Source organism: Microbacterium sp. PAMC21962 (assembly GCF_019443465.1).
Lineage (GTDB): Bacteria > Actinomycetota > Actinomycetes > Actinomycetales > Microbacteriaceae > Microbacterium > Microbacterium hominis.
Genome location: NZ_CP080381.1, coordinates 2,010,394 through 2,035,328 on the forward strand (window position 1 = coordinate 2,010,394; position 24,935 = coordinate 2,035,328).

The following is a 24,935-nucleotide window of genomic DNA, read 5'->3' on the forward strand; positions in this document are numbered from 1 at the left end:
GCGCCGGCCGACGGGAAGGCTGGTCGTCATGACATCCGATCCGGCGCCGTCCGCGCCCCCGCCCCTGCTCTCCGTCCACGACCTGCACAAGTCCTACGGCCGCGGCTCCGCCCGCTTCGACGCTCTCCGCGGCGTCAGCCTCGACATCCGGCGGGGAGAGAGCATCGCGATCGTCGGCAAGAGCGGTTCGGGCAAGTCCACGCTCATGCACCTGCTCGCGCTCATGGACGCCCCCACCAGCGGGCGGGTGCTGCTCGACGGCGTGGATGCCGACACCCTCCGCGGCCGCCGCCTGAACCGCACCCGCAACAAGACGTTCGGGTTCGTCTTCCAGCAGTTCTTCCTGACCTCCAGCGCCTCGGTGTTCGACAACGTCGTGCTGCCGCTGAAGATCGCGGGGGTGAGCCGCGCGGAGCGCCGCCGCCGCGGCATGGCCGCCCTCGCCGAGCTCGACATGGCCGACAAGGCGCGCAACAAGGCGACGGCGCTGTCGGGCGGGCAGAAGCAGCGCGCCGTCATCGCGCGTGCGCTCGTGAACGATCCCGACGTGATCTTCGCCGACGAGCCCACCGGCAACCTCGACTCGGCGACGGGAGCGGTGGTCGAGGAAATCCTCTTCCGCCTCAACCGCGAGCACGGCATCACGCTGATCGTCGTCACCCACGACGAGGAGCTCGCGGCGCGCTGCGACCGCCGCGTCCAGATCCGCGACGGCGTGCTCGTCCCCGACGAGAGGAGCGCCGCATGAAGACCGCCGATCTGCTGACCACCGCCGTCGGCAACACGTTCCGCTCGAAGACGCGCACGATCCTCACCATCCTCGCGATCTTCGTCGGCGCCTTCACCCTCACCATCACCAACGGGCTGGGCACGGGCATCAACCGGTTCATCGACAGCACGGTCGCCTCCTTCGGCGCCTCCGACGTGCTGACGGTGACCAAGACCGTCGCCGCGACCGGCGGCGGCCCGCAGGAGTACGACCCCGACGCCGTCGCGTCGACCCAGCCCGGAGCCCCCGGCGGCGGCACGGCGTCGGTGACGGCGCTCACGCCCGACGACATCGCCGCGATCACCGCCACCGACGGCATCCTGAAGGTGGAGCCGGTGCGCACCGTGACGGCGGACTACATCCAGTACGCGGACGGTCCCCGCTACGTCGCGAGCGTCGGGACGCTCGTCGCCGGTCAGACCCTGCAGCTGGCCGCCGGAGCCGCACCCGACGACGCCGACGGCACGCCGCAGGTCGCCATCCCCCTCGCCCTCGTGGAGCCGCTCGGCTTCGCCGACGCGGAGGATGCCGTGGGCAAGACGGCCACGATCGCCGTCACCGACCCCCTGCGCGCACAGCACACCGTCACCGCCCGGATCACCGGGGTCACCGAGGCGGCCTTCGCCGCCGGCACCTCCGTCACGCCGAACACCGCCCTCACCGATGCGATGTTCGCGCTGCAGAACGACGGCGTACCCCAGGACCAGCTGGACCGCTTCGCGAGCGCCGACGCCTGGGTGTCCGCCGACGCGACGCCGGCGCAGCTCGACGACGTCAAGGCCGCGCTGTCGGCGCAGGGGTACACCGCCACGACCGTCGCAGATCAGCTCGGCACCTTCACCGCCGTCATCAACGGCATCGTGCTCGTGCTGAACGCGTTCGCGGTCATCGCGCTGCTGGCGGCGAGCTTCGGCATCGTCAACACCCTGCTGATGTCGGTGCAGGAGCGCACCCGGGAGATCGGGCTCATGAAGGCGATGGGCATGGGCAGCGGCCGCGTCTTCACGCTGTTCAGCCTCGAGGCGGTGGTCATCGGCTTCCTCGGCAGCGCGATCGGCGCGCTGGTCGCGATCGTCGTCGGCACGGCGGTGAGCGCGCAGCTCGCCACGAGCCTGTTCTCCGACCTGCCGGGCCTCGAGCTGATCGCCTTCGACCCGGTCTCCATCCTGGTCACGACGCTGATCGTGATGGGCATCGCGTTCCTGGCCGGCACGCTGCCGGCGGCGCGGGCCGCGCGAGCCGACCCGGTCGAGTCGCTGCGCTACGAGTGACGGCGCGGGGCGCTACGCCTCCCGGGTGACGGTGACCTTGACGTGAAGGTTGCTCTTGAACGGGCCGGCGTAGACGCCCCGCAGCGGCGGGACGTCGTTGTAGTCGCGGCCGCGGCCGACGAGCACGTGGCGGTCGCCGATCTCCACGTTGTTGGTCGGGTCGAAGCCCTGCCAGCCGCCGGAGAACCATTCGACCCACGCGTGCGACTCGCCCGTCGTGGGCGCTCCGACCTCGGCGTCCGGGTCGGGGTGCAGGTAGCCGGAGACGTACCGGGCGGGGATGCCGACCGCGCGCAGGGCGCCCAGCGTGATGTGGGTGATGTCCTGGCAGACGCCCTTGCGCTCGGCCCAGGCCTCGGCCCCCGTCGAGTGCACGCCGGTGATGCCGTGCATGTACTCCATCGCGTCGCCGATCGCCGTGGCGATCTCCACCGCCGCGCGGGCCGGCTCGGCGTGCCGGCCCGCGATCGAGCGGGCCAGCTCCACCACGTCGGGGTGCGGCGCGGTCCGCACGGACTGGCCGAGCATCTCGACCGTGCCGATGGAGCGGGCGCTCTCGGCGGCCAGGCGCTCCCAACTCAGTTCGGGGAACTCCAGCGGACGCGGCCGGACCTCCACGAGCGAGCGCGCCGTGATCTCGAGGTCGCGGTGGCCCGCGAGCACGTCGAACGCGGCGACGCGCGTCCCGAAGTAGTCGAGGTAGTAGTTGACGCTCGTCGACGGGTCGATGTCGAGCTGGGAGCTCAGCACGAACTGGCTGTCGGTGGAGATCGGCAACATCCGCGCCTCGTTGTAGGAGGCGCCCACCTCCCCCTGGTACGCGAAGCCGGTGGTGTGCTCGATCCGCAGGCGCATCATGAGGTCTCTCCGATCCAGCTCGGCTCGGCGTGTGTCGGGAAGAACCGCCCGCGGATGGCCTCCGACGCCTCTCGGGTGACCTTCTGGACCCGCTCCATGTGGTCGGGCAGCTCGCTGAGGATCTCGCCGATGGGACGGTACTCCAGGTCGTTGCGGATGCGGCCGAGAGCGCGCAGCACCGTGTTCGAGTGGCCGACGCGGTCGGCGACGGGGTCGATGGCGCGCATGCACGCCTCGGCCTGCGCGATCGAGTAGATGATCGAGCGCGGGAACAGACGGTCCAGGAGCAGGAACTCCGCCGCGTTCGACGCGCTCGGCATCCCGCGATACGTGCGCAGGTACGCCTCGTACGCGCCGCACGAGCGCAGGATCGTCGTCCAGGACGGCCCCGAGGCCTCGGTCAGCGCACGCGTGGCGAGCAGCCGCGCCGTCATGTCGGTGCGCTCGATCGAGCGGCCGAGCGTGAGGAACTGCCAGGCCTCGTCGCGGCTCGTGGACGAGTCGGTGATCCCGACGGCGAGCGCGGAGCGCTCGCGCACCCACTGGAAGAACTCGTGCACCTTCTCGTTGTGCAGGCGCCGCGGCATCCGCGAGTTGGTGGTGTTGAGCGTCTCCCACAGCTCCGTCGACACGATCTCGCGGGCGCGGCGCGCGTTCTCGCGCGCCGCCTGCACGGCGTAGGCGATGCTCGACGGGTTGGCACGGTCGACGGCGAGGCTCGTGAGCACGTCGGAGCGGGTGACCTCGGTTCCCGCCGGCGGCGGCACGGAGCCCATGACGCCCATGAGCGAACGGCAGGCCGTGTCCTCGTCGATCCAGGGATCCTCCAGCAGCAGCTGCAGGTGCACGTCGAGGATGCGGGCGGTCCCGTCGCTGCGCTCGATGTACCGTCCGATCCAGAACAGGCTCTCCGCGATGCGACTCAGCATCCGTGCTCACCCCCGACCGGACGGGAGACCTGCTGTTGCTGCTGCTCCTGCTGCTCGCGCGTGGTGCGGGGGCGATCCTGCGGCGAATGGGACTGCTGCCCCTGCGCGTCGTAGATGATCGGGATCGCCTCGGTCACCGACGCCTGGTCCGCGACCAGCCCGGCGAGGCCCCCGGAGGTCTGCACGGCGTAGTCGCCGCGGCGGGGCGCCTCACCGCCGACCACCCACGTGTCCTTCGAGCCGCCGCCCTGCGACGAGTTGACCACGAGCTGGCCCTCCGGCAGCGCGACCCGGGTGAGCCCACCCGGGAGCACCCAGACCTCGTCGCCGTTGTTGACGGCGAACGGGCGGAGGTCGGCGTGACGGGGCCGCATGCCGTCCTCGACGAGCGTGGGGATGGTGGAGAGCATCACGACGGGCTGCGCGATCCAGCCGCGCGGATCGCGGATCAGCTTCTTGCGGAGCTTCTCCAGCTCGGCCGGCGACGCGTCGGGCCCGACGACCAGTCCCTTGCCGCCGGAGCCGTCGACGGGCTTCACGACGAGCTCGTCGAGCCGGTCGAGCACCTCCTCCAGCGCCTCGGGCTCCTCCAGCCGCCACGTGTCGACGTTCTTGAGGATCGGCTCCTCGGCCAGGTAGTAGCGGATGAGGTCGGGCACGTACGTGTACAGCAGCTTGTCGTCGGCGACGCCGTTGCCGACCGCGTTGGCGATCGTGACGTTGCCCAGGCGCGCGGCCAGCATGAGGCCGGGAGCTCCCAGCATCGAGTCGGCGCGGAACTGCAGCGGGTCGAGGAAGTCGTCGTCGACGCGGCGGTAGATCACGTCGACGCGGCGCGGTCCCCGCGTCGTGCGCATGAACACCTTGCCGCCGACGCACTGCAGGTCGCGACCCTCGACGAGCTCGACGCCCATGAGGCGCGCGAGCAGCGTGTGCTCGAAGTAGGCGGAGTTGTAGACGCCGGGGGTGAGCACGACGACATTGGGGTCCTCGATGCCGGGCGGGGCCGACGCGCGCAGGGCCTGCAGCAGCTTGTTCGGGTAGTCGCCGACCGGGCGCACCCGCATGGAGACGAACAGCTCGGGCAGCGTCTGGGCCATGACCCGCCGGTTGGAGATGACGTAGCTGACGCCCGAGGGCACCCGCACGTTGTCCTCGAGCACGCGCATCTCGCCGTGCTCGTCGCGGATGAGGTCGATGCCGGCGACCTGGATGCGCACCCCGTTCGCGGAGTGGATGCCGGCGGCCTGGCGGTAGTAGTACTGGCTCGAGGCGATCAGCGCCGCCGGGAGCACCCCGTCGCGCACGCAGTGCTGGTGGCCGTACGCGTCGTCGAGGAACGCCTCGAGGGCGCGCACCCGCTGCTGGACGCCCTTCTCGATGTGCGACCACTCGTCGTACTCGATCACGCGCGGCACGGCATCCAGCGGGAAGGGCCGTTCCTCGCCCGCGAAGTCGAAGGTGACGCCCTGCGCCAGGTACGAGCTGGCGAGCGACTCGGTGCGTCCGCGCAGTTCTTCCTGCGTGAGTCTCGCGAGCGCCTGATGCAGCTCGCGGTACGCCGCGCGTGAGGTCGTCGGGGCGCCGGAGGACGCCGGCGCGGTGAACATCTCGTCGAAGGCGGGCACGCCCGAGACGGTCTTGCGTGGAGCCAGCGTCGAGCCGTATCCGTCGAACAGGTCACCCATGCCATGAGCCTAGTCCGGGCCGTGTTTCCTGAGTGTGACGATGGATGCCGCGGCATCCGCACCCTCATCGCGCCCCCGCGACTTAGGATCAGCGCATGCGCACGCGATCACGAGGTCGAGCCGCGCTCGCCGGCGCCGCCGCGGCGGCCTTCGGAGCGGGCCTCGCCGAGCTCACCGGCGCGATCGTCGGCGCCAGCCCGATCGCCGCCGTCGGCGGAGCGCTCATCGACCTCGCGCCGCCGTGGGGCAAGGACCTCGCGATCGCCCTGTTCGGCACCGGCGACAAGGCGGCCCTGGTCACCGCGGTCGCGATCGTGCTCCTGCTGCTCGGCGCCGCCGCGGGCCTGCTCGCCGTGCGCTCCCGCGGAGCCGCGCAGACGCTCGTGGTCGTGCTCGGTCTCCTCGGCGCCGGAGCGGCCGTCACCCGGGCGGATGCCGCGGCCCTCGCCGTCGTGCCGCCGGCGGTCGGCGCCGGGGCGACCCTCCTCGCTCTGAGCGCGCTCGTGACGCGCGCGATCGCCGCGGCCCCGCCCGCGACCGCGTCGGACACGGATGCCGCGGGCTCGGGCGCCTCGCGCCGCACCTTCCTCCTGTGGACGGCCGGCGCGGCAGCGACCGGCGCGCTGGCCGCTGTCGGCGGATGGGCGCTGCAGACGGGTGCGCGCGCCGCCACCGCCGTCCGCGCCGCGATCACCCTGCCGCGGGCCGCCGCCGCGGCGACCGTGCTGGCGGGGGCCGACCTCGGCATCCCGGGATTGGCACCCGTCATCACCCCGAACGCCGGATTCTACCGCATCGACACGGCGCTCGCGCTGCCGCAGATCGATCCGGCGACGTGGCGGCTGCGCATCCACGGCAAGGTCGACGAGGAGATCGAGCTGAGCTGGGACGAGCTGCTCGCACTCCCCCTCGAGGAGAGCGTCACGACGCTCACGTGCGTGTCGAACGAGGTCGGCGGCGACCTGATCGGCACCGCGCTGTGGCTCGGATACCCGATCCGTCACCTCCTCGCCCGCGCCGGTGTGCAGGCGGATGCCGACATGGTGCTCTCGACGTCGGCGGACGGGTTCACCGCGGGCACCCCGCTGGAGGCGCTGACCGACGAGCGCAACGCGATCCTCGCGGTCGGGATGAACGGCGAGCCGCTGCCGATCGCGCACGGCTTCCCCGTGCGGATGGTCGTGCCGGGCCTCTACGGCTACGTCTCCGCGACGAAGTGGGTCACCGACCTGGAGGTCACGCGGTTCTCCGACGCCCAGGGGTACTGGACGCCGCGCGGCTGGTCGGAGCGGGGACCGATCAAGCTCGCGAGCCGCATCGACGTGCCGCGCCGCGGCGGCACCGTCGCGGCGGGAGAGAGCGTGATCGCAGGCGTGGCCTGGCAGCAGCACGTCGGGGTGCGCGGGGTGCAGGTGCGCATCGACGACGGCGACTGGCAGGAGGCGACCCTCGCGACCGCGATCTCCGCGGACACCTGGGTGCAGTGGTCGCTGCCGTGGCAGGCGAGCCCCGGACAGCACACCATCACGGCGCGCGCGATCGGCCTCGACGGCGAACCGCAGACGCAGACGGCCGCCCCGCCGGCGCCCGACGGCGCGACCGGCTGGCCCCGCGTCGAGATCACCGTCGCCTGACGGCGAGCCTCAGCCGGCGAGCACCAGCCGCAGCTGCTCGACCGCCCAGTCGAGCTCGGTGCCGCGCACGACGAGCGGGGGCGCGATGCGGATGGTCTGGCCGTGGGTGTCCTTCACGAGCACGCCGCGACCGCGCAGCTTCTCCGCCACCTCGCGTCCCGTCCCGTGCGCCGGGTCGATGTCGACGCCGGCCCAGAGTCCCGCGACGCGCGTGGCCGTGACGCCGCTGCCGATCAACGGCTGCAACGCCTCCTCGAGGTGCGCGCCGAGGGCGAGCGCCCGGGTCTGGAACTCGCCGGACGCGAGCATCTCGACCACCTGCAGGCCGACGGCGGCGGCCAGGGGGTTGCCGCCGAAGGTCGAGCCGTGCTCGCCGGGACGGATGACCCCGAGGACGTCGCGGTCGGCGACGACGGCCGACACCGGGACGATGCCGCCGCCGAGCGCCTTGCCGAGCAGGTACACGTCGGGCACCACGTCTTCGCGGTCGCACGCGAACGTCGTGCCGACGCGGGCGAGGCCCGACTGGATCTCGTCGGCGATGAACAGCACGTTCTCGCGGTCGCACATCTCGCGGATCGCCCGCAGGTACCCGTCGGGAGGGATGACCACTCCCGCCTCGCCCTGGATCGGCTCCACCAGCACGGCCGCCGTCGTCTCGTCGATCGCGGCGGCGATGGCCGCGGCATCCCCGTACGGCACCCGGACGAACCCGGGGGTGAACGGCCCGAAGTCGGCGCGCGCCTGCTCGTCGTCGCTGAAGCCGACGATCGTCGTCGTGCGGCCGTGGAAGTTGCCGTCCGCCACGATGACGGTCGCGGCCCCGGCGGCGACGCCCTTCACGCGGTACGCCCACGCGCGGGCGACCTTGATCCCCGTCTCGACCGCCTCGGCGCCGGTGTTCATCGGGAGCACGAGGTCTTTGCCGCAGAGCGCAGCGAGCGCCTCCGCGAACGGTCCGAGCCGGTCGTTGTGGAACGCGCGGCTGGTGAGCGTCACCCGCCCCAGCTGTGCGCTCGCGGCGGCGACGAGGGCGGGGTGGCGGTGCCCGAAGTTGACCGCGGAGTACGCCGACAGCAGATCCAGGTAGCGTTTGCCCTCCACATCGGTCACCCAGGCGCCTTCGCCCCGGGCGATGACGACGGGCAGCGGATGGTAGTTGTGGGCGACGTGCGCCTCCTCGGCGGCGATCAGGGTCGCGGTGACGTCGTCGGGCTCGGTGGTGGTGCTCATCGCTTTCCTCGCAGTTCGAGCGTGCAGCATTTGATGCCTCCGCCGCCGAGCAGGAGCTCCGACAGATCGATGGGGACCGGCACGTATCCCCGCTCGGCCAGGTGGGCGGCGAAACCGGTCGCGCGCGGCGAGACGAAGACGTGACGCCCGTCGGATGCCGCGTTGAGACCGAACACCGCCCCGTCGGCGTCGTCGACGCGGATGGCGTCCGGGTAGCGGTCCTCCAGCACGCGCACCGACGGCTCGTCGAACGCGGAGGGCAGGTAGGCGATGTTCGCGGCATCCACCCCGCCGGGGCCCTCGACGGGGTCGAGCACGCAGATCGCGGTGTCGAGGTGGTAGAACCGCGGGTCGACGAGGCGCAGCGACACGACCTCGCGCCCGAAGACCTCCGCGACCTCGCGGTGGCTGTCGCCGGTGGAACGGAACCCGGTGCCGGCGAGGATCGTCTGCCCGACGAGCAGGAAGTCGCCCTCGCCCTCCTGCACCTCGACGGGCTCCACGACCTCGAGGCCGTGCGCCGCGAACCAGTCCATGAAGGGGCGCTCCTCGCCGCGGCGCTCGGCCACGCGGAAGCGCACCCCGAGGGCCCGTCCGTCGATGACGAAGCCGCCGTTGGCGGTGTAGACCATGTCGGGAAGCCCCGGCAGCGGGTCGATCAGCTCCACCTCGTGCCCCAAGGCCCGATACGCGTCGTAGAGCGTCTGCCACTGCGCGACGGCCTTCGCCGTGTCGGTGGGCAGGGCGGGCTCCATCCACGGGTTGATGCGGTAGCTCACCGTGAAGTGCTCGGGCCGGCACATCAGGTACCGGCGGTGCTGCGCGATCCGGTCGGGCATTCTCGCTCCTCGTTCCACGCCAGGTGTCCATTGTGCCAGACAGCCGTTCGGCGCCCCCGTTGCGGAGCGCATGCAGGTGAGTAGATTTCTTCTCATGGCCCGGCGAACGGGGGACGAGACGCGCGCGCTGCTGCTGCGCGTCGGGATGCAGATGCTGCTCGAGCGCGGCGTCTCCGCCGGCGTGCAGCACATCCGTCTGCAGGAGGTGCTGCGCCGCGCGGGGCTGACCACCGGCGCCGCCTACCGTCTCTGGGCCGATCAGAACGACTACCAGCGCGACCTCGCGGTGTCCATGGTGCGGCTGCGGCTGCGCACGAGCCCGACCGCGTACGCGCGTGAGGCGGTGGAGAAGCTCGTGGCGGAGGGCGCCGACGGCGACGATGTCATCCGTGCCGCCGCCGCGGCGCACGTGCAGAGCATCTCCATCGACGCCGACCGCCTCGACCATGCGCTCGACGCGCAGCAGTTCCTCGTGACGCTGGCGCTGCGGGCCACGGCGGAGACCTGGCCCGAGCTGAAGGAGGCGAGCCGCGAGCGTCACGACGGCTCGATCGCCGCGTTCGCGGAGTTCTACGTCTACCTCATGGAGGCGTACGGGCTGCGGATGCGCTCTCCTCTGACGGTCGAGGACTTCACGGCGGTGATGGCGGCGATGTCGGAGGGCTTCGCGCTGCGGGCCGTCGAAGGCATCCCGCATCCGACGTTCGAGGTCGGTGCGGCGGAGGACATCCCCGAAGGCACGTGGACGCTGTTCGCGCTCGGCGTCCGGGCCCTCATCTCCGGGTTCATGACGCCGATCGAGGATGCCCGGCACCCCGGCGCGCACTCCGGGAGCTCTGGGGTCGAGTGATCCCCCCGGCCCCAGAGCGACACTCCCCCCGGCGTGTCGGATGACGGCACGACCTGATGCATCCTCGAAGGACGAGGTCGCCGTCCGGCGCTCCCCAGTTGCGCCATAGATATCGTCGCTCGCACGACCTTCCATCGCCAGAAAGATAAGTTGTTTCTCTTCCGGGCGTGACGGCGTGACTCAGCCGAGAACCTTCACGAGGATCTCGTCCGTCTCGGTGGCGGTGCGAGAGGCGCCCTGGGCATCCACGTACTCGTAGGTCACTGTCGAGAGCTCGCCCGTCGGGGCGTAGCCCAGCCGCCGATAGAGACGCCGCGCCTCGGGATTGTCCACGGCGACGCCCATGGCGATCCGGCGATGCCCGCGCTCGCGCGACCAGTTCTCCGCCGCGACGACGATCGCACTGCCGATGCCGCGGCCGCGGACGTCCGGCCGAACGTTCAGGTTCTTCAGCTCGATCCGCACCGTGCGGAGGTCGAGCTGTCCCGAGCCGACCGGCCGATCGCCCAGCCATGCGACCAGCAGGACGCTGTCGCCGAGGGACTGCAACCGCCACATCCCTCGGACGAATCCCTGGCCGGGCGGCTCGTCGGATTCGATGCGATCGACCTCGGACGCCGCGAGGGCGCGGACCTGCAGAGACGTCTCCGGCATGTGCGGCATCATGCCACGACCCCGGGCGGGACGTCCCGCCCGGCGCCTAGATCACGTCCTCGCTCCACCGGTCGGGGTTGCCGAAACGGTGCGCCGTGATCGAGATCGCCTGTTCGTGCAGGAACGGGAGCAGCTCGACCCGCCCCGCGGTCGTCACCTCGCCGTCGTACACGGCGAGGTCGGGGTCGCCGTCGGTCGCCGCGACGAGGACGCCGTGCGCGGCCGCGACCGAGCCCACCGGCCCGACGAACCGCACGCGCGGCCATCCGTCCTCCTCGCGCGTCGCCGCGAGGCGGGCGATCCACTCGTCGTCGGTCTCGACGTAGACCGCGACGTCGACGTCTCCGAGCGCGCGGCGCACCCCCGCGGGAAGCCCGACCGGAGCGCTGATCGTGATCTCGCCGCCGGCGCGCACCCCCGCGACGACGACCCGCAGGAGCGCGTGCCACGCGGCATCCTTGGTGGCGCGGATCGCGACCGACACGGGTCGGTAGCGGAAGAGGTTGCGCTCGATCACCAGGTGCGAGACGTCCTTGACGCGCCCGAACTCACGATCCCAGGCGACGGCGTCGGAGAGGGCGCCGCGGCGGAGCCACTCGAACGCCTCGTAGTCCAGTGACGGCTGGGCGGCCTCGATGAGCGCGGTGATGCGCGCGTCCAGACCCCGCAGGTGCAGCGTCGACGACGGGGGCCCGCCGGCCGAGGGACGCCAGGAGCCGAGCCCGATCAGGTAGTTCGGCCCACCCGCCTTCGTGCCCGCTCCCACCGACGAGCGCTTCCACCCGCCGAAGGGCTGGCGCTGCACGATCGCCCCCGTGATGCCGCGGTTGACGTAGAGGTTCCCCGCCTCGACCTCGTCGAGCCACAGCTCAAGATCGGCGGGATCCTGCGTGTACAGGCCCGCGGTCAGCCCGTAGGCGACGGCGTTCTGCAGCTCGATCGCCTCCGCGAGGGATGCCGCGTGCATGATCCCGAGGACCGGGCCGAAGAACTCCTCGAGATGCGTCCGCGACCCCGGGCGCACGCCCACGCGGATGCCGGGCCGCCACAGCCGTCCCGCGTGGACGGGGTCGGCCGCGTCCACCGGCTCCGGTGCGACGAGCCAGCTCTCCCCCTCCTCCAGGGTGGTCAGCGCCCACTCGAGCTTGCCGCGCGGCACCTCGATCACCGGCCCCACCTCGCTGAGCGGGTCGGACGGGGGTCCCACCCGCAGCGAGCGCACGGCGTCGACCAGCTGGCGGGCGAAGCGCTCGGACCGGGCGACCGGACCGACCAGGATCGCGAGGGATGCCGCGGAGCACTTCTGTCCGGCGTGACCGAACGCGCTCTTCACGAGGTCGGCGGCGGCGAGGTCGAGGTCCGCCGACGGCATGACGATCATCGCGTTCTTCCCGCTCGTCTCCGCCAGCAGCGGCAGGTCGGGCCGCCACGACCGGAACAGCCGCGCCGTCTCCCACGATCCCGTGAGGATGACGCGGTCGACGTCGGGATGGGCGATCAGACGCTCACCGAGCTCCCCCTCGTCGAGGTCGACGAGCGCGAGGACGTCGCGGTCGATGCCGGCGCCCTCCAGGGCCTCCCACACCGCCTCGGCGACGACCGCGGCGCACCGCCGGGCCTGCGGAGCGGGCTTGAAGACGACGCCCGACCCCGCCGCGAGCGCCGCGATCACCCCGCCCGAGGGGATCGCGACGGGGAAGTTCCAGGGCGGCGCGACCACCGTCAGCGCCGCCGGGACGAAGACGGCCCCCGCGACGCGGTCGAGCTCGCGCGCCGTCGCGGCGTAGTAGTTCGCGAAGTCGACGGCTTCGCTGACCTCGACATCCGCCTCCGCGAACACCTTCCCGGTCTCGGCGGCGGCGACCTCGATGAGCCGGCCGCGACGCGCCTCGAGGCCGCGTGCGGCGGCCTGCAGCACCGCGGCGCGATCGTCGGCCGGCACCGCGGCCCACCGCGCGCCGGCGCGACGGACCCGGGCGACGACCTCGTCGAGCGCGGCCGGATCGTCGATGCGGGCCGCGGCGATCGCGGCCTCCCCCGCGGTCGAGCCCTCCACCCGCGACAGGATGTCCGCCGCCCACGCGCGGTTCGCGGGCAGCGCGGGGTCGGTGTCGGGGGCGTTCGCGAAGCCGGACGCCCCCTCCGCGGCGGCGCTCTCGCGGAGGTCGAACACCGCGGTGTCGACGAAGGCACCGCCGTCGTCCCGGCCGCTCGCGATGCCGAGGACGACCTGCGTGAGGTCGGCGTCGGCGTCGGCATCGGCCGGCGCCGGCCGGGTGACGGCGAGGGGCGCCTCGGATGCCGCGGCTTGCGCTCCGCGGTCCTGCGTGCGGACCGGGCCGGCCGGCAGGGCCGCATCGACGGCGCGATCGAGCGACGCGAGGAAACGGTCGCGCTCGCGGGCGAACATCGCGGGATCGTCGGCGAGGTCGAAGGCCGCGGAGAGGAAGTTGTCGCTCGACGCGTTCTCCTCCAGGCGGCGGACCAGGTAGCTGATGGCGACGTCGAACTCGTCGGGGCGGACGACGGGCACGTAGAGCAGCACGTGGCCCACCTCGGCCGAGACCGCCGCGACCTGCCCCTGCGCCATGCCGAGCAGCATCTCGAACTCGACGTCGGCGCGTACCCCGCGCTCACCGGCGAGCAGCCACGCGAAGGCGATGTCGAAGAGGTTGTGCCCCGCGACGCCCAGCCGGACGGCGCGCGTGTTCTCCGCTCGCAGCGCCTCGTCGAGGCAGCGGATGTACCCGGCGTCGGCGTCGAGCTTGCTGGCGTGCGTCGCGAGCGGCCAGCCGTGCATCGCGGCATCCACCCGCTCCATCGCGAGGTTGGCGCCCTTGACGAGGCGCACCTTGATGCGCGCGCCGCCGGCATCCACGCGCTCCTGCGCCCACGCGGTCAGCCGCCGCAGCGCGGGCAGCGCGTCGGGAAGGTAGGCCTGCAGCACGATGCCCGCCTCGAGCCGCTGCAGCCGCGGGTCGGCGAGCAGACGGGTGAACACCGCGATCGTCAGGTCGAGGTCCCGGTACTCCTCCATGTCGAGGTTGATGAAGGTCTGCGTCGCGTCCGGACCCGGTGCGGCCGCGGCCGTCAGATAGAGCGGCAGCAGCCGCTCGACGACCTTCTCGACGACCTCGTCGAACGCCCACATCGAGATGTGGCTGGCGATGGCCGACACCTTCACCGAGACATAGTCGACGTCGTCGCGGCGGATGAGGTCGTGGATGCCGTCGAGCCGCGTGCGCGCCTCGTCCTCGCCCAGCACGGCCTCGCCCAGCAGGTTGAGGTTGAGACGGGCGCCCGAGGCCCGGATCGCGGCGAGGGCGGGGCCCAGCTTGTCGGGCCGGGCGTCGACGATGAGGTGGCCGACCATCTCGCGCAGGGCACGGCGGGCCAGAGGCACGGTCGGCGCGGGCAGCAGCGGTGCGAGCGCGCCGCCGGTGCGGACGGCGGCGCGGAGGTACCAGGGCAGGAAGTCGGGCACGAGCGGGGCGACGCGCTGCAGGTTCGCGGCCGCGGCGCCCAGCGACTCGGGCCGCATCACGCCGTCGACGAAGCCGATCGTGAACGGCAGGCCGTGCGGGTCCTTCAGCACCCCGGCGAGGCGCGCGGCGGCCGGGTCGACGTCCGCCGCGGCGGACTCGTCCACCCAGCGGCGCGCGAGCGCGACGGCGCGCTCGGCGAGCTCGGATGCCGAAGGGGGCGCAGTGTCGTCGTCCATCACGCTTCCAGAGTGCACCGTGTCCATGCGTCCAGCGTGCGGCACGCATATGATTCGGCAAAAGCGATGATCCTCGACGGATATCGTTCGATGAGACCGATGTTTTTCCCGGCGGGTGCGAGGAGCGGACATGTTCGAGCTGCGGCGCCTGCGCCTGCTCCACGAGCTGGCGCAGCGGGGGACCATCGCCGCCGTCGCACAGGCCCTCTCGTACAGCCCGTCCACCATCTCGCAGCAGCTCGCGCAGCTGGAACGCGACGCGGGCGTGGCTCTTCTCACCCCCGACGGTCGCCGCGTCCGTCTCACCGCGCACGGCGAGACGCTGGCCGCCTTCGCGGCGCGCGCCCTCGCCGCAGACGAGGAGATCCGCGGCGAGCTCGAGGAGCTGCAGGCCGGCGTCGCCCCCGTGCGGGTCGCGGTGCTGCAGACGGCGGCGCGCACGATCGTCCCCTCCGCCCTGACCCTGCTCGCGGCGAGGGCTCCCGGGCTGCGCGTCGAGCTCGCCGAGCTGCCGCCCGAGGAGGGCCTCTTCGAGCTCGGCGCCCGGGGGTTCGACCTGGCGATCGCCGAGCAGTACCCCGGGCTGACCCGGCCGCATCGTTCCGAGCTCGACCGCGACGTACTCGGCTCCGACCCGATCCGGCTCGCGACCTCGGGCGAGCCGCGCCCGCTCGCCGCGCTGGGCGACCGCCCGTGGGTGATGGAGCCCCGCGGGACCGCGGCGCGGGAGTGGGCCCTGCAGCAGTGCCGCGCTGCGGGTTTCGAGCCCGACGTGCGCTTCGAGCTCGCCGATCTCGGCGGGCACGTCGAGCTCATCGCGGCCGGTCACGCCGTCGGGCTGCTGCCCGACCTGCTGTGGGGCGGCGGCGTGCCCCGGGTGCGGTTGACTCCTCTGCCGGGCGATCCCGTCCGCGAGATCTTCACGGCGGCGCGCCGCGCCAGCCGCAACCGGCCCGGCATCCGGGCCGTGCGCGACGCGCTCAGCGACGCGTTCGCCGCACGCTCACGCTGAGGCCGGCGCGAGGATCAGTCCCACTCGCTGGGGGCGGGGGCCTTGGTCGAGGGCAGTGCGCTGTCGCGCGCCCAGTCGGCGACCCACTGCGGCAGCGGCGGGAGGTCGTCCGGGCGCTGCAGCGCCTCGAACAGCTCGTCGGTGTTGACCACGCCGCCGCTGCGGCGCAGGAACCGCGCGCGCACGATCATCTCGGCGTAGACCTCGCCGTCGACGACGGCCCGGTGCATCTGATAGACCGCCTTGTCGTCGTGACCGTAGAGCCGCGACTCCACCGTGAACCGCTGCCACAGCTGCAGCGACTTGCGGAAGGTCACCGTCTCGCTCGCGACCACCGCGTACCACCCCTGGGCGTTCATGGCGTCCCAGATGCCGGTGCGGATGAGCAGATCGAAGCGCCCGAGGTCGAAGAGGGAGGCGTAGCGGCCGTTGTTCATGTGACCGAGCAGATCGATGTCGGTCGGCAGGGTGCGCAGCCGCAGTCGTCCCACGCTGCGCGGCGGCATCGGCCCCCGACGGTGCAGCAGCACCTTCGCACGCCAGATCGTCAGCAGGGTCCGCCACCACACGTTCACGAAGCGCGATGCTAGCGGGTTCGACAGGGGTCAGCGGAAATCCGTTGTGGGCATCCCACAGTCCGCTCGACGCGTCCCGGGACGCGCTGTGGGCCGGGCTGCGCCGATTTCGCGAATTCCGAGGGCCGCCGTAGAGTCTGGCCATGGCAGCCACCACCGACTTTTCAGCGCAGACCGACACCGTCGTCCGTCCCGTTCGCGACGTCGATGCCGAGGCCCTCGGACGCGTCCACGCCAGCTGCTGGCACGAGACCTACGACCATCTGATCAGCAAGGCCGCACTCGAGAACGTCTCGCCGAAGCGCCTCGCCGAGCTGTGGACCCACTGGGCGCAGCAGGGCCCCGAGTTCAAGATGTTCGCCGCCCTCGTCGACGGCGACATCGTCGGCTTCGTGGGATCGGGCCCCGCGCGCGACCGCGACGCCCCGCGCACCCGCGAGCTGTACTTCATCTACCTGCTCGACCAGTTCCACGGCACCGGCATCGGCCAGCAGCTGTTCGATGCCGCCGTCGAGCCCGGCGAGGAGCTGTACCTCTGGGTCGCCGAGGACAACCCTCGCGCGCACCGCTTCTACGTGCGCAACGGCTTCGCCCTCGACGGCGCGAGCCACACCGAGCCCTTCCTCGGCGAGACGCTCACCGAGGTCCGTTTCGTCCGCTGACGGCGTCCGCCGGGGGACGGTCAGCGTCCGCTGACCGTCCCGAACAGACGCGCGATGGGCGCCAGCACGAGCGGCCGCGCCGCCACCCAGGCCCCGGCGATCACGACGAGCGAGACGACGAACAGCCAGAAGCCGGTCCAGTTGTCGGCGTAGGCCATCGGATCCACGGAGCCCTGTGCGGCGTACATGTGGTTGAGGTTGCGCAGCGCCCCCGTCGCCAGCACCAGCACGACGTGGATCACGATGAACACCACGAAGAACAGCATGACCGGGAAGTGCACCTTCCGCGCCCACTCGATGGGGTAGGCGGCGCTGAGCGTGAGGTTCTTCTTCGGCCACATCCCGCTCATGCGGTAGCCCGTGATCGCCGCGAGCGGGGCCGCGATGAAGACGGTCGAGAAGTACGCGAGCTGCTGCAGCGAGTTGTAGTTGACCCAGCCGTTCTCGGTGGGCCAATCCAGCGACACGTACTGCAGCGCGGCGCTGAGCGCGTTGGGGAACACCTCCCAGCTCGTCGGCACGATCCGCATCCACTGCCCGGTGACGAACAGCAGGACGATGAAGACGGCGCCGTTGACCAGCCACAGGATGTCGAGCGCCTGATGGAACCAGATCGTCAGGCTGGTCTTGCCCTTGGGGTTGTTCTTGGGCGCCCAGAATACGGTGGGACGCTTCTCGCGACGGATGGTGAGGCCCGAGCGGATGATCAGCACCATCAGGAACACGTTGAAGAAGTGCTGCCAGCCCAGCCAGGCGGGGATGCCGACGGGGGCACCGTCGGGAAGGTGGTACTCCCCCGGGTAGGTCGCGAGGAAGTCCCGCATGCCGTCCAGGCTCAGCAGGAACCTCACCGCGAGCACGGCCATGCCCGCCGCGAACAGCAGTGCGAGGCCCCCGACGACGACGGCTCCGGCCCACTGCGTGCGGGTGAACGGTCCGACCCGTCGCGGCTCGGTCTTCGGGATGGGGCGGTGGGACACCGCGCGTCCCGCCCACGCGCTCCGCGGTACCGTCAGCGGCGCGCGGGGGCCTTCGGGCACCGCCGGGACCGCGGGTGCAGCGGTCGGCGCGACGACCTCTGCCGGTGCTTCCGCCATCGGCACCGTGGTGTCTGCCGGCGGCCAGGCCTCTCCCCCGGCCACGCGCGGCAGCCCGCGCCGCACCCCGACGCCCTGCTCGCGCACGGGCTCGGCGACCTCCGCGACGGCAGGAATCTCCGCCGCCTCGGGCCAGGGCTCTCCCCCGGGCGTGCGCGGGAGTCCGCGCCGCACCGCCGAGGACGCGGCCGGAGAGGGCGCGACGGCCGCAGCGGGGGCCGCCTCCGTCACCGTCTCCACCGCCGCCGCCTCAGCGCTCCCGGTGTCGAGGGGCGGCCACGGCTCGCCTCCGGCGACGCGGGGAAGCCCCCGGCGCACCGACGATCCTCCCGTCGCCATCAGGCCTTCCTGGCTTCGAGGGCCGCGATGAGCTGCGGGACGACCGTGAACACGTCCCCCACGATGCCGAAGTCGGCGATGTCGAAGATGGGGGCGTCGCCGTCTTTATTGATCGCGACGATCGTCTTGGCGGTCTGCATGCCCGCCTTGTGCTGGATCGCGCCGGAGATGCCGAGCGCGACGTACAGCTGCGGCGAGACGGAGACGCCGGTCTGGCCGACCTGGTGCGAGTAAGGGACGTAGCCGGCATCCACGGCCGCCCGCGAGGCACCCACCGCGGCGCCGAGCGTGTCGGCGAGCTGCTCGACCAGCGCGAACTTCTCGGCCGAGCCGAGTCCGCGCCCGCCCGAGACGACCTTCGCGGCGCCGCGCAGCTCGGGCCGCGACGACGCGGCGACCTCTGCCTCGAAGCCGGTGATCCGCGCGGCGGGCGCGCCGGAGGCGGCGACCTCCAGCGGCACGGCCTGCGCCGCCGTCGACGCGGCGCGCGCGTCGACGGCTCCCTGCCGGACCGTCACCACGAGGGTCCCGAACGTCGGCGCGCTCGTGACGTTGTACGACCCGCCGTAGACGGAGTGCTGCGCCAGCACGCCCTCCTCGTCGCGGGCGACGCCCACCGCGTCCACCGCGAGCGCCGAGCGGGTGCGCGCCGCGAAGCGGCCGGCGACGTCGCGGCCCTCGATCGAGTTCGACACCAGCACCGCGTCGGGCTGCACGAGCGCGGATGCCGCGGCGAGCGCGTCGACGAGCGGGACGGTGAGGGCGCTGTCCGCACCGCCGAGCGGGGCGGTCAGCACGAGCGGCGCGCCGAGCGCGCCGGCGGCCTCGACGAGCGCCGCGTGGCGCGACTCGTCGGCGACGACCAGCGCGACGGGCGCACCGATACCGGCGGCGGCCCCGAGGAGCCCCGCGGCCGAGCTCGCGAGATCACCGGCCGGGGTGACGTCCAGCAGGACGAGGATCGAATCTGCGGCGAAGTCCACCATGTCGTTTCCCACCTTGTTCCTCAGGCCAGTCTGTTCTCGACGAGGAACGCGGCGAGCTTGTCGGCGGCATCCCCCTCATCGACGATCTTCACACCCGCGCCGCGCGGCGGTTTCTGTCCGACGGCGGTCATGATCGACTGCGGCGCGGAGGCCGGGTCGACATCGACGTCGAGGTCGGCGAGCGAGACCGTCTCGAACGGCTTCTTCTTCGCCGCCATGATGCCCTTGAAGTTCGGGAACCGGGCGTCGGGCAGCGCCTCCGTGATCGAGATCACGGCGGGCAGCGGCGCCGTCACGCGTGCCGTGCCGAAGTCGGTCGCCCGCGTTCCGGCGACCTCGCTCTCGCCGATCTCGACCGACGAGAGGGCGGTGGCCTGGGGCACCTGCAGATGCTCGGCGATCATGGCGGGAAGGACCCCGCCCGTGCCGTCGGTGGAGAGGTTGCCGGTGATGACGAGGTCGAACCCCGCCCGTCGGACGGCGGCGGCCAGCACGGCGGCGGTGACGCCCAGGTCGGCGCCGGAGAGCGCGGGGTCGACGACCTGCACCGCGGACGCCGCCCCCATGGCGAGACCCTTGCGCACGGTCGCGGCGGCATCCTCGGAGGCCATCGAGACGACCGCGACCTCGGTGCCGGGGTGCGCGTCGGCGTAGCTCAGCGCCACTTCGAGCGCCCGCTCTCCGATCTCGTCGAGCACGCGGTCAGAGGCGCCGCGGTCGGCGAGACCGGTCTCGAGATCGAGCCTCCGGTCGCCATAGGTGTCGGGGACTTCTTTGACCAGCACCACGATCTTCATCGGTTCTCCTTCACGACGCACTCATTCTAGAAGGTGCGACTCAGTATCGCATCCGTTGACACTGAGGCTCACGCGCTAGCGTGAGAGCACACACCCGCCCCGAGGAGGACCCGTGAACCGTGACCCGTCGCCGCGCCGCGACCCCATCGCCGAGGCGCGCCTGCAGTGGGTGGAGCACGGCTGGGCGGATGCCGCGGCCGGCATGACCGCCGTCACGAGCATCATGCGCGCCCATCAGCTGCTGCTGGCCCGTGTCGATGAGGCGCTGAAGCCGTTCGCCCTCACCTTCGCGCGGTACGAGCTGCTGACCCTGCTGAGCTTCACCCGCGCGGGGCGGATGCCGCTGTCCTCGGCGGCGAGCCGCCTGCAGGTGCATCCCACGAGCGTGACGAACACCGTCGATCGGCTCGAAGCAGCCGGACTGGTCACGCGCGAGCCCCACCCGGGCGATCGGCGCGCGACGCTCGTCGCACTGACCCCGGCGGGACGCGAGCTGGCGGCGCGTGCCACGGCGGCGCTCAACGCCCGCGTGTTCGCGGCGCCGGGCCTCGACGACGGCGACGTGGAGGGGCTCATCGCGATCGTGGCGCGGTTGCGCGCCGGCGCCGGCGACGTGGTCAGCGATTCGTGAACCTCGGCGCGCGCTTCTCGCGGAAGGCGGCCATGCCCTCCTTCTGGTCGTCGAGGCCGAACAGCGACGTGAACACCTGCTTCTCGAACCGCAGCCCCTCCGCACCGGTCGTCTCCAGCGACGCCCGCAGCGACTCCTTGGCGGCGTAGAGCACCGGCAGCGACTTCGCCGCGATCTGATCGGCCATGGCCTCCGCCTCGGCGAGCAGGTCGGCGGCGGGGACGACGCGCGAGACGAGGCCGGCGCGCTCGGCCTCCGCGGCATCCATCATGCGGCCCGTGAGGACGAGCTCGGCCGCCTTGTAGTAGCCGATCGCGCGCGGCAGGCGCTGGGTGCCGCCGAGGCCGGGGATGACCCCGAGCGTGATCTCGGGCTGGCCGAAACGCGCGGTGTCGGCGGCGAGGATGATGTCGCACGCCATCGCCAGCTCGCACCCCCCGCCGAGAGCGTACCCCGCGACGGCGGCGATGACCGGCGTGCGCACGCGCGAGAAGGCCTCGAGACCGGTGAAGGGGCTGCGCAGCGACATCTCGACCGGCGACTTGTCCTCCATCTCCTTGATGTCGGCGCCGGCGGCGAACGCGCGCTCCGACCCGGTCACGACGATGCAGCCGATCTGCTCGTCGGCGTCGAACGCGACGGCCGCGTCGGCCAGCTCGCCCAGCAGCGTGGAGTTGAGCGCGTTGAGCGCCTCGGGGCGGTTCAGGGTGATCCACCCGACGCGGCCGCGGGTGGAGACGAGGAGGGTGGAGTAGTCGCTCATGTGCTCATGCTCCCAGAACGTCGCGGCCGATGATCACGCGCATGATCTCGTTCGTGCCCTCCAGGATCTGATGCACCCGCAGATCGCGCACCACCTTCTCGATGCCGTACTCCTGCAGGTAGCCGTAGCCGCCGTGCAGCTGCAGCGCACGGTTGGCGACCTCGAAGCCGGCATCGGTCGCGAAGCGCTTGGCCATCGCGCACTGCACCGCGACGTCATCGGCGTGGGTGTCGATCGCGCGGGCGGCGTCGCGGACGAGCGCGCGGGCCGCCTGCAGCTGGGTCGCCATGTCGGCGAGCGCGAACACCACGCTCTGGCGTTCGGCCAGCGCCTCGCCGAACGTGAAGCGCTCGTGCACGTAGCGCACGGCACGATCGAGCGCCCACTGGGCACCGCCGACGGAGCAGGCCGCGATGTTGACGCGGCCGCCGTTGAGACCGCTCATCGCGATGCGGAACCCGCCGCCCTCGCTTCCCAGCAGAGCGGATGCCGGCACCCGCACCTCGTCGAGGATCACCTGGCGGGTGGGCTGCGCGTTCCACCCCATCTTGCGCTCGTTGGGGCCGAAGCTCAGCCCCACGGCGTCCGCCGGAACCAGGAAGGCGCTGATCCCGCGCGCGCCGGGCTCGCCGGTACGGGCCATGACGACGTAGACCGCCGCGTCGCCGGCGCCGGAGATGAACTGCTTCACGCCGGTGAGCACGTAGGCGTCGCCGTCGGCGATCGCACTGGTGGTGATGGCCGCGGCATCCGAGCCGGCACCGGGCTCGGTGAGGCAGTAGGCGCCGAGGTCGCGCAGGGTCGTCAGCCGCGGCAGCCACTCGTGGCGCTGCGCCTCAGTGCCGTGGGTGTCGATCATCCACGCGACCATGTTATGGATGCTGATGTAGGCCGCGATCGTCGGGTCGCCCATCGCCAGGTGCTCGAAGATCAGCGCGGCGTCCTCGCGCGCGAGCCCGGTGCCGCCGACGTCTTCGCGCACGTACAGTCCGCCGAGCCCCAGCTCACCGGCGTCGGCGAGCACGTCGCGAGGGAAGTGCTTGTCGCGGTCCCACTCCAGAGCGTGCGGCTCGAGCCGGGTGCGCGCGAACTCGCGCACCGCGTCGAGGATCGCTCCGCGCTCATCGGCGGAGAGCGAGGGGGTGAAAGTCATGCTCATCGCGTCACGTCCTTGTGAAACAGATCGACAGCCAGAATCGTGCCGGGTAGGGCACAGCGATCATTTTACATGGACGTCCTAGTAAATGGGGACGCCGCCCCCTACAGCCGTTCGATGATCGTCGCGTTGGCCATGCCGCCGCCCTCGCACATCGTCTGCAGGCCGTAGCGACCGCCCGTTGCCTCGAGGTGCGCGAGCAGCGTTCCGAGCAGGCGCGTGCCGCTGGATCCGAGCGCGTGACCGAGCGCGATCGCCCCTCCCCACGGGTTGAGCTTCGTGGCATCCGCCCCGAGCTCTGCCGCCCAGGCGAGGGGCACCGACGCGAACGCCTCGTTCACCTCGTAGGCGTCGAGGTCGTCGATCGTCAGCCCGCTCCGCTCGAGGATGCGCCGCGTCGCGGGGATCGGCCCCGTCAGCATCAGGAGGGGATCGTCGCCGACGACCGCGAAGGCGTGGAAGCGGGCCCGGGGTGTGAGCCCGAGCTCGAGCGCCTTCTCCTCGCTCATGATCAGCGCCGCGGAGGCGCCGTCGGTCAACGGCGAGGAGTTGCCGGGGGTGATCCGCCAGTCGATCTCGGGGAAGCGCTGCGCCGCGGCATCCGTCCGGAAGGCGGGCGCCAGTCCTGCGAGGGCGGCGACGGTCGTTCCCGGTCGCACCGTCTCATCGGCCGCGACCCCGGCGACCGCGAGCATCTGCGAGGCGAACCGGCCCCGCGCCTGCGCCTCGGCCGCCCGCTCGTGGGACTCCGCCGCGAACGCGTCGAGCTCTTCGCGCGAGAACCCCCAGCGCGCGGCGATGAGCTCCGCGGAGACGCCCTGGTTCACGAGCCCGTCGGGGTAGCGTGCGTGCAGCCCCGGCGAGAAGGGCGAGCCCGCGACGGAGGCCGCGACCCCCAGCGGCACCCGGCTCATCGACTCGACGCCTCCCGCGATGACCACGTCGTACTGGCCGGAGATGACGCCCTGGGCGGCGAAGTGCGCGGCCTGCTGGCTCGATCCGCACTGCCGGTCGATCGTCGTCGCCGGCACCCGCTCGTCGAAGCCGGCGGCGAGCACCGCCTGACGGGCGACGTTCATCGTCTGCTCGCCGACCTGACTGACGCAGCCGAGCAGCACGTCGTCGACCTGCGTCGAGGCGAGCCCGTTGCGCTCCAGCGTCGCGCGCAGCACCTCGGCCGCGAGGTCGACGGGATGGATGCCGCTGAGCGCCCCGCCCGGCTTGCCGCGCCCGGACGGGGTGCGCACGACGTCGACGATGACGGCGGTGCGCATGTCTGCTCAGCCCTCGGCTTCGGCGGCCCGCAGCGCGATCGACGAGGTGCCGGCCTCGTCGACGAACCCGTCGACGTGGCGCTCGTCGACACCGCTGTAGGCCGACAGCGGACGGATGAGCGCGTTGGATGCCGCCTGCTCCCTGATGTGGGCGGTCCACCCGACCACCCGCGCCGCGACGAACAGCGGCGTGAAGGTGAGCGTGTCGAAGCCCATCAGGTTGTACGCGGGGCCCGACGGGTAGTCGAGGTTGGGGTAGATGCCCTTGCGCTCGACGAACTCGCGCTCGAGCGTCGCGTAGAGCGCTTCGACGTCGGGGCGGTCGTAGTGGACGATGAGCGTGTCGAGGGCGGCCTTCATCGTCGGGACGCGCGAGTCGCCGTGCTTGTACACGCGGTGGCCGAAGCCCATGATCTTGCGCTTCTCGGCGAGGGCGCGATCGAGCCACGGCCCGACGTTGTCGGCGTCGCCGATCTCGTCGAAGATGTGCAGGACGGCCTCGTTCGCGCCGCCGTGCAGCGGCCCCTTGAGCGCTCCGATCGCCCCCACGACCGCCGAGTACAGGTCGCTGAGGGTCGAGGTGATCACCCGCGCCGTGAACGTCGACGCGTTGAAGGAGTGCTCCGCGTACAGGATCATCGAGCGGTTGAAGGCGTCGACGACGACGGGGTCGAACTCCTCGCCGAAGGTCATCCAGAGGAAGTTGGCCGCGTAGTCGAGGTCGTCGCGCGGGGCGATGGGCTCCTGGCCGCGGCGGCGGCGCTGTCCGTAGGCGACGATCGCGGGCAGGGCCGCGAACAGGCGGATGCTGCGGGCGAGGTTGTCAGCGGGCGACCCGCTCGCGTCGAGCACCGAGCCGGTGCCGGCGAGGTCGCGGGCGCCGAGCACGCTGACGGCGGAGCGCACCTCGTCCATCGGGTGCGCGTCGAGCGGAGTCAGCTCGATCACCGCCCTGACGTCGTCCGCGAGCGCGCGGTGCCGGCGCTCGGTGGCCCGCAGCTCGGCGAGCTGGTCGGCGGTCGGCAGCTCGCCGTTCCACAGCAGGTAGGCGACGGCTTCGGCCGGCTGCGTCGCGGCCAGCTCGTGCACCGGATAGCCGCGGTAGAGCAGGGAGTTCGTCTCCGGGTTGACCTTGCTGATGGCGGTCGTGTCGGCGACGACGCCCGCCAGTCCCTTGTGGATCTGCTGGTCGCTCAT

General features: G+C 72.2%; 22 protein-coding genes. 7 read left to right on the forward strand and 15 right to left on the reverse strand.

The annotated features are described in order from the left end of the window. Positions 1 to 28 precede the first annotated feature (28 nt). Positions 29 to 748 carry an ABC transporter ATP-binding protein gene (locus KY498_RS09685; RefSeq protein ID WP_191009504.1) on the forward strand — a complete coding sequence of 240 codons (720 nt, stop codon included), beginning with the start codon at positions 29 to 31 and terminating at the stop codon, positions 746 to 748. Beyond that, a complete protein-coding gene (locus KY498_RS09690) occupies positions 745 to 2,040 on the forward strand; it encodes an ABC transporter permease (RefSeq protein WP_191009503.1) in 1,296 nt (431 codons plus the stop codon). The genes KY498_RS09685 and KY498_RS09690 overlap by 4 nt, the downstream gene beginning before the upstream one ends. A 12-nt stretch (positions 2,041 to 2,052) precedes the next feature. Here the strand turns inward: KY498_RS09690 and KY498_RS09695 are convergent, their stop codons facing one another. The 3 genes from KY498_RS09695 to KY498_RS09705 are packed head-to-tail and all read right to left on the reverse strand — an operon-like array spanning position 2,053 to position 5,515. Further along, on the reverse strand, positions 2,053 to 2,898 hold the full coding sequence (locus KY498_RS09695; protein WP_060959957.1) for a transglutaminase family protein: 846 nt from the start codon (positions 2,896 to 2,898) through the stop codon (positions 2,053 to 2,055). Further along, positions 2,895 to 3,827, reverse strand: coding sequence for an alpha-E domain-containing protein (locus KY498_RS09700; RefSeq protein ID WP_060959958.1), 933 nt, complete (start codon positions 3,825 to 3,827; stop codon positions 2,895 to 2,897). The genes KY498_RS09695 and KY498_RS09700 overlap by 4 nt, the downstream gene beginning before the upstream one ends. After that, positions 3,821 to 5,515: a circularly permuted type 2 ATP-grasp protein gene (locus KY498_RS09705; protein ID WP_101305467.1), complete on the reverse strand. Its 1,695-nt coding sequence runs from the start codon at positions 5,513 to 5,515 to the stop codon at positions 3,821 to 3,823. The genes KY498_RS09700 and KY498_RS09705 overlap by 7 nt, the downstream gene beginning before the upstream one ends. Positions 5,516 to 5,610: 95 nt before the next feature. On the opposite strand from KY498_RS09705, the gene KY498_RS09710 reads away from it, so the two are divergent. Continuing rightward, positions 5,611 to 7,149 carry a molybdopterin-dependent oxidoreductase gene (locus KY498_RS09710; protein WP_191009502.1) on the forward strand — a complete coding sequence of 513 codons (1,539 nt, stop codon included), beginning with the start codon at positions 5,611 to 5,613 and terminating at the stop codon, positions 7,147 to 7,149. Between the two features lie 9 nt (positions 7,150 to 7,158). On the opposite strand, the gene rocD is transcribed toward KY498_RS09710, so the two are convergent. Next, positions 7,159 to 8,382 (reverse strand): ornithine--oxo-acid transaminase, encoded by a 1,224-nt coding sequence (rocD, locus tag KY498_RS09715; protein ID WP_191009501.1) that lies wholly within the window; start codon positions 8,380 to 8,382, stop codon positions 7,159 to 7,161. Further along, complete coding sequence (gene ddaH, locus KY498_RS09720) at positions 8,379 to 9,221, reverse strand: dimethylargininase (protein ID WP_191009500.1); 843 nt, start codon at positions 9,219 to 9,221, stop codon at positions 8,379 to 8,381. Before ddaH ends, rocD begins: the two co-directional genes overlap by 4 nt. A gap of 94 nt (positions 9,222 to 9,315) precedes the next feature. Between ddaH and KY498_RS09725 the strand changes: the two genes are divergently transcribed. Then, positions 9,316 to 10,071, forward strand: a complete 756-nt coding sequence (locus KY498_RS09725) for a hypothetical protein (protein ID WP_191009499.1) — start codon at positions 9,316 to 9,318, stop codon at positions 10,069 to 10,071. Positions 10,072 to 10,251: 180 nt separating this feature from the next. Here KY498_RS09725 and KY498_RS09730 read toward each other — a convergent pair whose 3' ends face one another. Both KY498_RS09730 and KY498_RS09735 read right to left on the reverse strand, forming a co-directional pair. Continuing rightward, the gene (locus tag KY498_RS09730; RefSeq protein ID WP_191009498.1) at positions 10,252 to 10,725 is read right to left on the reverse strand and encodes a GNAT family N-acetyltransferase; all 474 of its coding nucleotides are present in this window, start codon (positions 10,723 to 10,725) and stop codon (positions 10,252 to 10,254) included. Positions 10,726 to 10,771: 46 nt separating this feature from the next. Beyond that, positions 10,772 to 14,473, reverse strand: coding sequence for a proline dehydrogenase family protein (locus KY498_RS09735; RefSeq protein WP_191009497.1), 3,702 nt, complete (start codon positions 14,471 to 14,473; stop codon positions 10,772 to 10,774). A gap of 103 nt (positions 14,474 to 14,576) precedes the next feature. Here KY498_RS09735 and KY498_RS09740 point away from each other — a divergent pair, with 103 nt between their 5' ends. Then, positions 14,577 to 15,458 carry a LysR family transcriptional regulator gene (locus KY498_RS09740; protein WP_061782463.1) on the forward strand — a complete coding sequence of 294 codons (882 nt, stop codon included), beginning with the start codon at positions 14,577 to 14,579 and terminating at the stop codon, positions 15,456 to 15,458. Positions 15,459 to 15,472: 14 nt separating this feature from the next. Here the strand turns inward: KY498_RS09740 and KY498_RS09745 are convergent, their stop codons facing one another. Continuing rightward, complete coding sequence (locus KY498_RS09745; protein WP_060959337.1) at positions 15,473 to 16,033, reverse strand: thioesterase family protein; 561 nt, start codon at positions 16,031 to 16,033, stop codon at positions 15,473 to 15,475. Between the two features lie 143 nt (positions 16,034 to 16,176). Here KY498_RS09745 and KY498_RS09750 point away from each other — a divergent pair, with 143 nt between their 5' ends. Then, the gene (locus tag KY498_RS09750) at positions 16,177 to 16,695 is read left to right on the forward strand and encodes a GNAT family N-acetyltransferase (protein ID WP_060959336.1); all 519 of its coding nucleotides are present in this window, start codon (positions 16,177 to 16,179) and stop codon (positions 16,693 to 16,695) included. 20 nt (positions 16,696 to 16,715) lie between these two features. Here KY498_RS09750 and KY498_RS09755 read toward each other — a convergent pair whose 3' ends face one another. Genes KY498_RS09755 through KY498_RS09765 form a run of 3 tightly spaced genes read right to left on the reverse strand, consistent with a single transcriptional unit; the run spans position 16,716 to position 19,914 of the window. Further along, on the reverse strand, positions 16,716 to 18,131 hold the full coding sequence (locus KY498_RS09755; RefSeq protein WP_191009496.1) for a cytochrome b/b6 domain-containing protein: 1,416 nt from the start codon (positions 18,129 to 18,131) through the stop codon (positions 16,716 to 16,718). Beyond that, complete coding sequence (locus KY498_RS09760; protein ID WP_191009495.1) at positions 18,131 to 19,117, reverse strand: electron transfer flavoprotein subunit alpha/FixB family protein; 987 nt, start codon at positions 19,115 to 19,117, stop codon at positions 18,131 to 18,133. Before KY498_RS09760 ends, KY498_RS09755 begins: the two co-directional genes overlap by 1 nt. Before the next feature lie 20 nt (positions 19,118 to 19,137). Next, the gene (locus KY498_RS09765; protein ID WP_191009494.1) at positions 19,138 to 19,914 is read right to left on the reverse strand and encodes an electron transfer flavoprotein subunit beta/FixA family protein; all 777 of its coding nucleotides are present in this window, start codon (positions 19,912 to 19,914) and stop codon (positions 19,138 to 19,140) included. Positions 19,915 to 20,026: 112 nt separating this feature from the next. Here KY498_RS09765 and KY498_RS09770 point away from each other — a divergent pair, with 112 nt between their 5' ends. Beyond that, positions 20,027 to 20,545 (forward strand): MarR family winged helix-turn-helix transcriptional regulator, encoded by a 519-nt coding sequence (locus tag KY498_RS09770; protein WP_223848812.1) that lies wholly within the window; start codon positions 20,027 to 20,029, stop codon positions 20,543 to 20,545. Here KY498_RS09770 and KY498_RS09775 read toward each other — a convergent pair. The 4 genes from KY498_RS09775 to KY498_RS09790 form a co-directional block, all read right to left on the reverse strand. Then, positions 20,532 to 21,308 carry an enoyl-CoA hydratase-related protein gene (locus KY498_RS09775; RefSeq protein WP_191009493.1) on the reverse strand — a complete coding sequence of 259 codons (777 nt, stop codon included), beginning with the start codon at positions 21,306 to 21,308 and terminating at the stop codon, positions 20,532 to 20,534. The genes KY498_RS09770 and KY498_RS09775 overlap by 14 nt on opposite strands. A 4-nt stretch (positions 21,309 to 21,312) precedes the next feature. After that, the gene (locus KY498_RS09780) at positions 21,313 to 22,467 is read right to left on the reverse strand and encodes an acyl-CoA dehydrogenase family protein (protein WP_060958352.1); all 1,155 of its coding nucleotides are present in this window, start codon (positions 22,465 to 22,467) and stop codon (positions 21,313 to 21,315) included. Positions 22,468 to 22,568: 101 nt separating this feature from the next. After that, positions 22,569 to 23,738 carry a thiolase family protein gene (locus KY498_RS09785; protein WP_191009492.1) on the reverse strand — a complete coding sequence of 390 codons (1,170 nt, stop codon included), beginning with the start codon at positions 23,736 to 23,738 and terminating at the stop codon, positions 22,569 to 22,571. A 6-nt stretch (positions 23,739 to 23,744) separates the two neighbouring features. Next, positions 23,745 to 24,935 carry a bifunctional 2-methylcitrate synthase/citrate synthase gene (locus KY498_RS09790; RefSeq protein ID WP_191009491.1) on the reverse strand — a complete coding sequence of 397 codons (1,191 nt, stop codon included), beginning with the start codon at positions 24,933 to 24,935 and terminating at the stop codon, positions 23,745 to 23,747.

What these genes read in the sequence shown, in the direction of transcription:
- KY498_RS09685 (WP_191009504.1), top strand. Translation starts at nt 29, where the DNA reads ATGACATCCGATCCGGCGCCGTCCGCGCCCCCGCCCCTGCTCTCCGTC.
- KY498_RS09690 (WP_191009503.1), top strand. Translation starts at nt 745, where the DNA reads ATGAAGACCGCCGATCTGCTGACCACCGCCGTCGGCAACACGTTCCGC.
- KY498_RS09695 (WP_060959957.1), bottom strand. Translation starts at nt 2,898, where the DNA reads ATGATGCGCCTGCGGATCGAGCACACCACCGGCTTCGCGTACCAGGGG.
- KY498_RS09700 (WP_060959958.1), bottom strand. Translation starts at nt 3,827, where the DNA reads ATGCTGAGTCGCATCGCGGAGAGCCTGTTCTGGATCGGACGGTACATC.
- KY498_RS09705 (WP_101305467.1), bottom strand. Translation starts at nt 5,515, where the DNA reads ATGGGTGACCTGTTCGACGGATACGGCTCGACGCTGGCTCCACGCAAG.
- KY498_RS09710 (WP_191009502.1), top strand. Translation starts at nt 5,611, where the DNA reads ATGCGCACGCGATCACGAGGTCGAGCCGCGCTCGCCGGCGCCGCCGCG.
- rocD (WP_191009501.1), bottom strand. Translation starts at nt 8,382, where the DNA reads ATGAGCACCACCACCGAGCCCGACGACGTCACCGCGACCCTGATCGCC.
- ddaH (WP_191009500.1), bottom strand. Translation starts at nt 9,221, where the DNA reads ATGCCCGACCGGATCGCGCAGCACCGCCGGTACCTGATGTGCCGGCCC.
- KY498_RS09725 (WP_191009499.1), top strand. Translation starts at nt 9,316, where the DNA reads ATGGCCCGGCGAACGGGGGACGAGACGCGCGCGCTGCTGCTGCGCGTC.
- KY498_RS09730 (WP_191009498.1), bottom strand. Translation starts at nt 10,725, where the DNA reads ATGCCGGAGACGTCTCTGCAGGTCCGCGCCCTCGCGGCGTCCGAGGTC.
- KY498_RS09735 (WP_191009497.1), bottom strand. Translation starts at nt 14,473, where the DNA reads ATGGACACGGTGCACTCTGGAAGCGTGATGGACGACGACACTGCGCCC.
- KY498_RS09740 (WP_061782463.1), top strand. Translation starts at nt 14,577, where the DNA reads ATGTTCGAGCTGCGGCGCCTGCGCCTGCTCCACGAGCTGGCGCAGCGG.
- KY498_RS09750 (WP_060959336.1), top strand. Translation starts at nt 16,177, where the DNA reads ATGGCAGCCACCACCGACTTTTCAGCGCAGACCGACACCGTCGTCCGT.
- KY498_RS09755 (WP_191009496.1), bottom strand. Translation starts at nt 18,131, where the DNA reads ATGGCGACGGGAGGATCGTCGGTGCGCCGGGGGCTTCCCCGCGTCGCC.
- KY498_RS09760 (WP_191009495.1), bottom strand. Translation starts at nt 19,117, where the DNA reads ATGGTGGACTTCGCCGCAGATTCGATCCTCGTCCTGCTGGACGTCACC.
- KY498_RS09765 (WP_191009494.1), bottom strand. Translation starts at nt 19,914, where the DNA reads ATGAAGATCGTGGTGCTGGTCAAAGAAGTCCCCGACACCTATGGCGAC.
- KY498_RS09775 (WP_191009493.1), bottom strand. Translation starts at nt 21,308, where the DNA reads ATGAGCGACTACTCCACCCTCCTCGTCTCCACCCGCGGCCGCGTCGGG.
- KY498_RS09780 (WP_060958352.1), bottom strand. Translation starts at nt 22,467, where the DNA reads ATGAGCATGACTTTCACCCCCTCGCTCTCCGCCGATGAGCGCGGAGCG.
- KY498_RS09785 (WP_191009492.1), bottom strand. Translation starts at nt 23,738, where the DNA reads ATGCGCACCGCCGTCATCGTCGACGTCGTGCGCACCCCGTCCGGGCGC.
- KY498_RS09790 (WP_191009491.1), bottom strand. Translation starts at nt 24,935, where the DNA reads ATGAGCGACCAGCAGATCCACAAGGGACTGGCGGGCGTCGTCGCCGAC.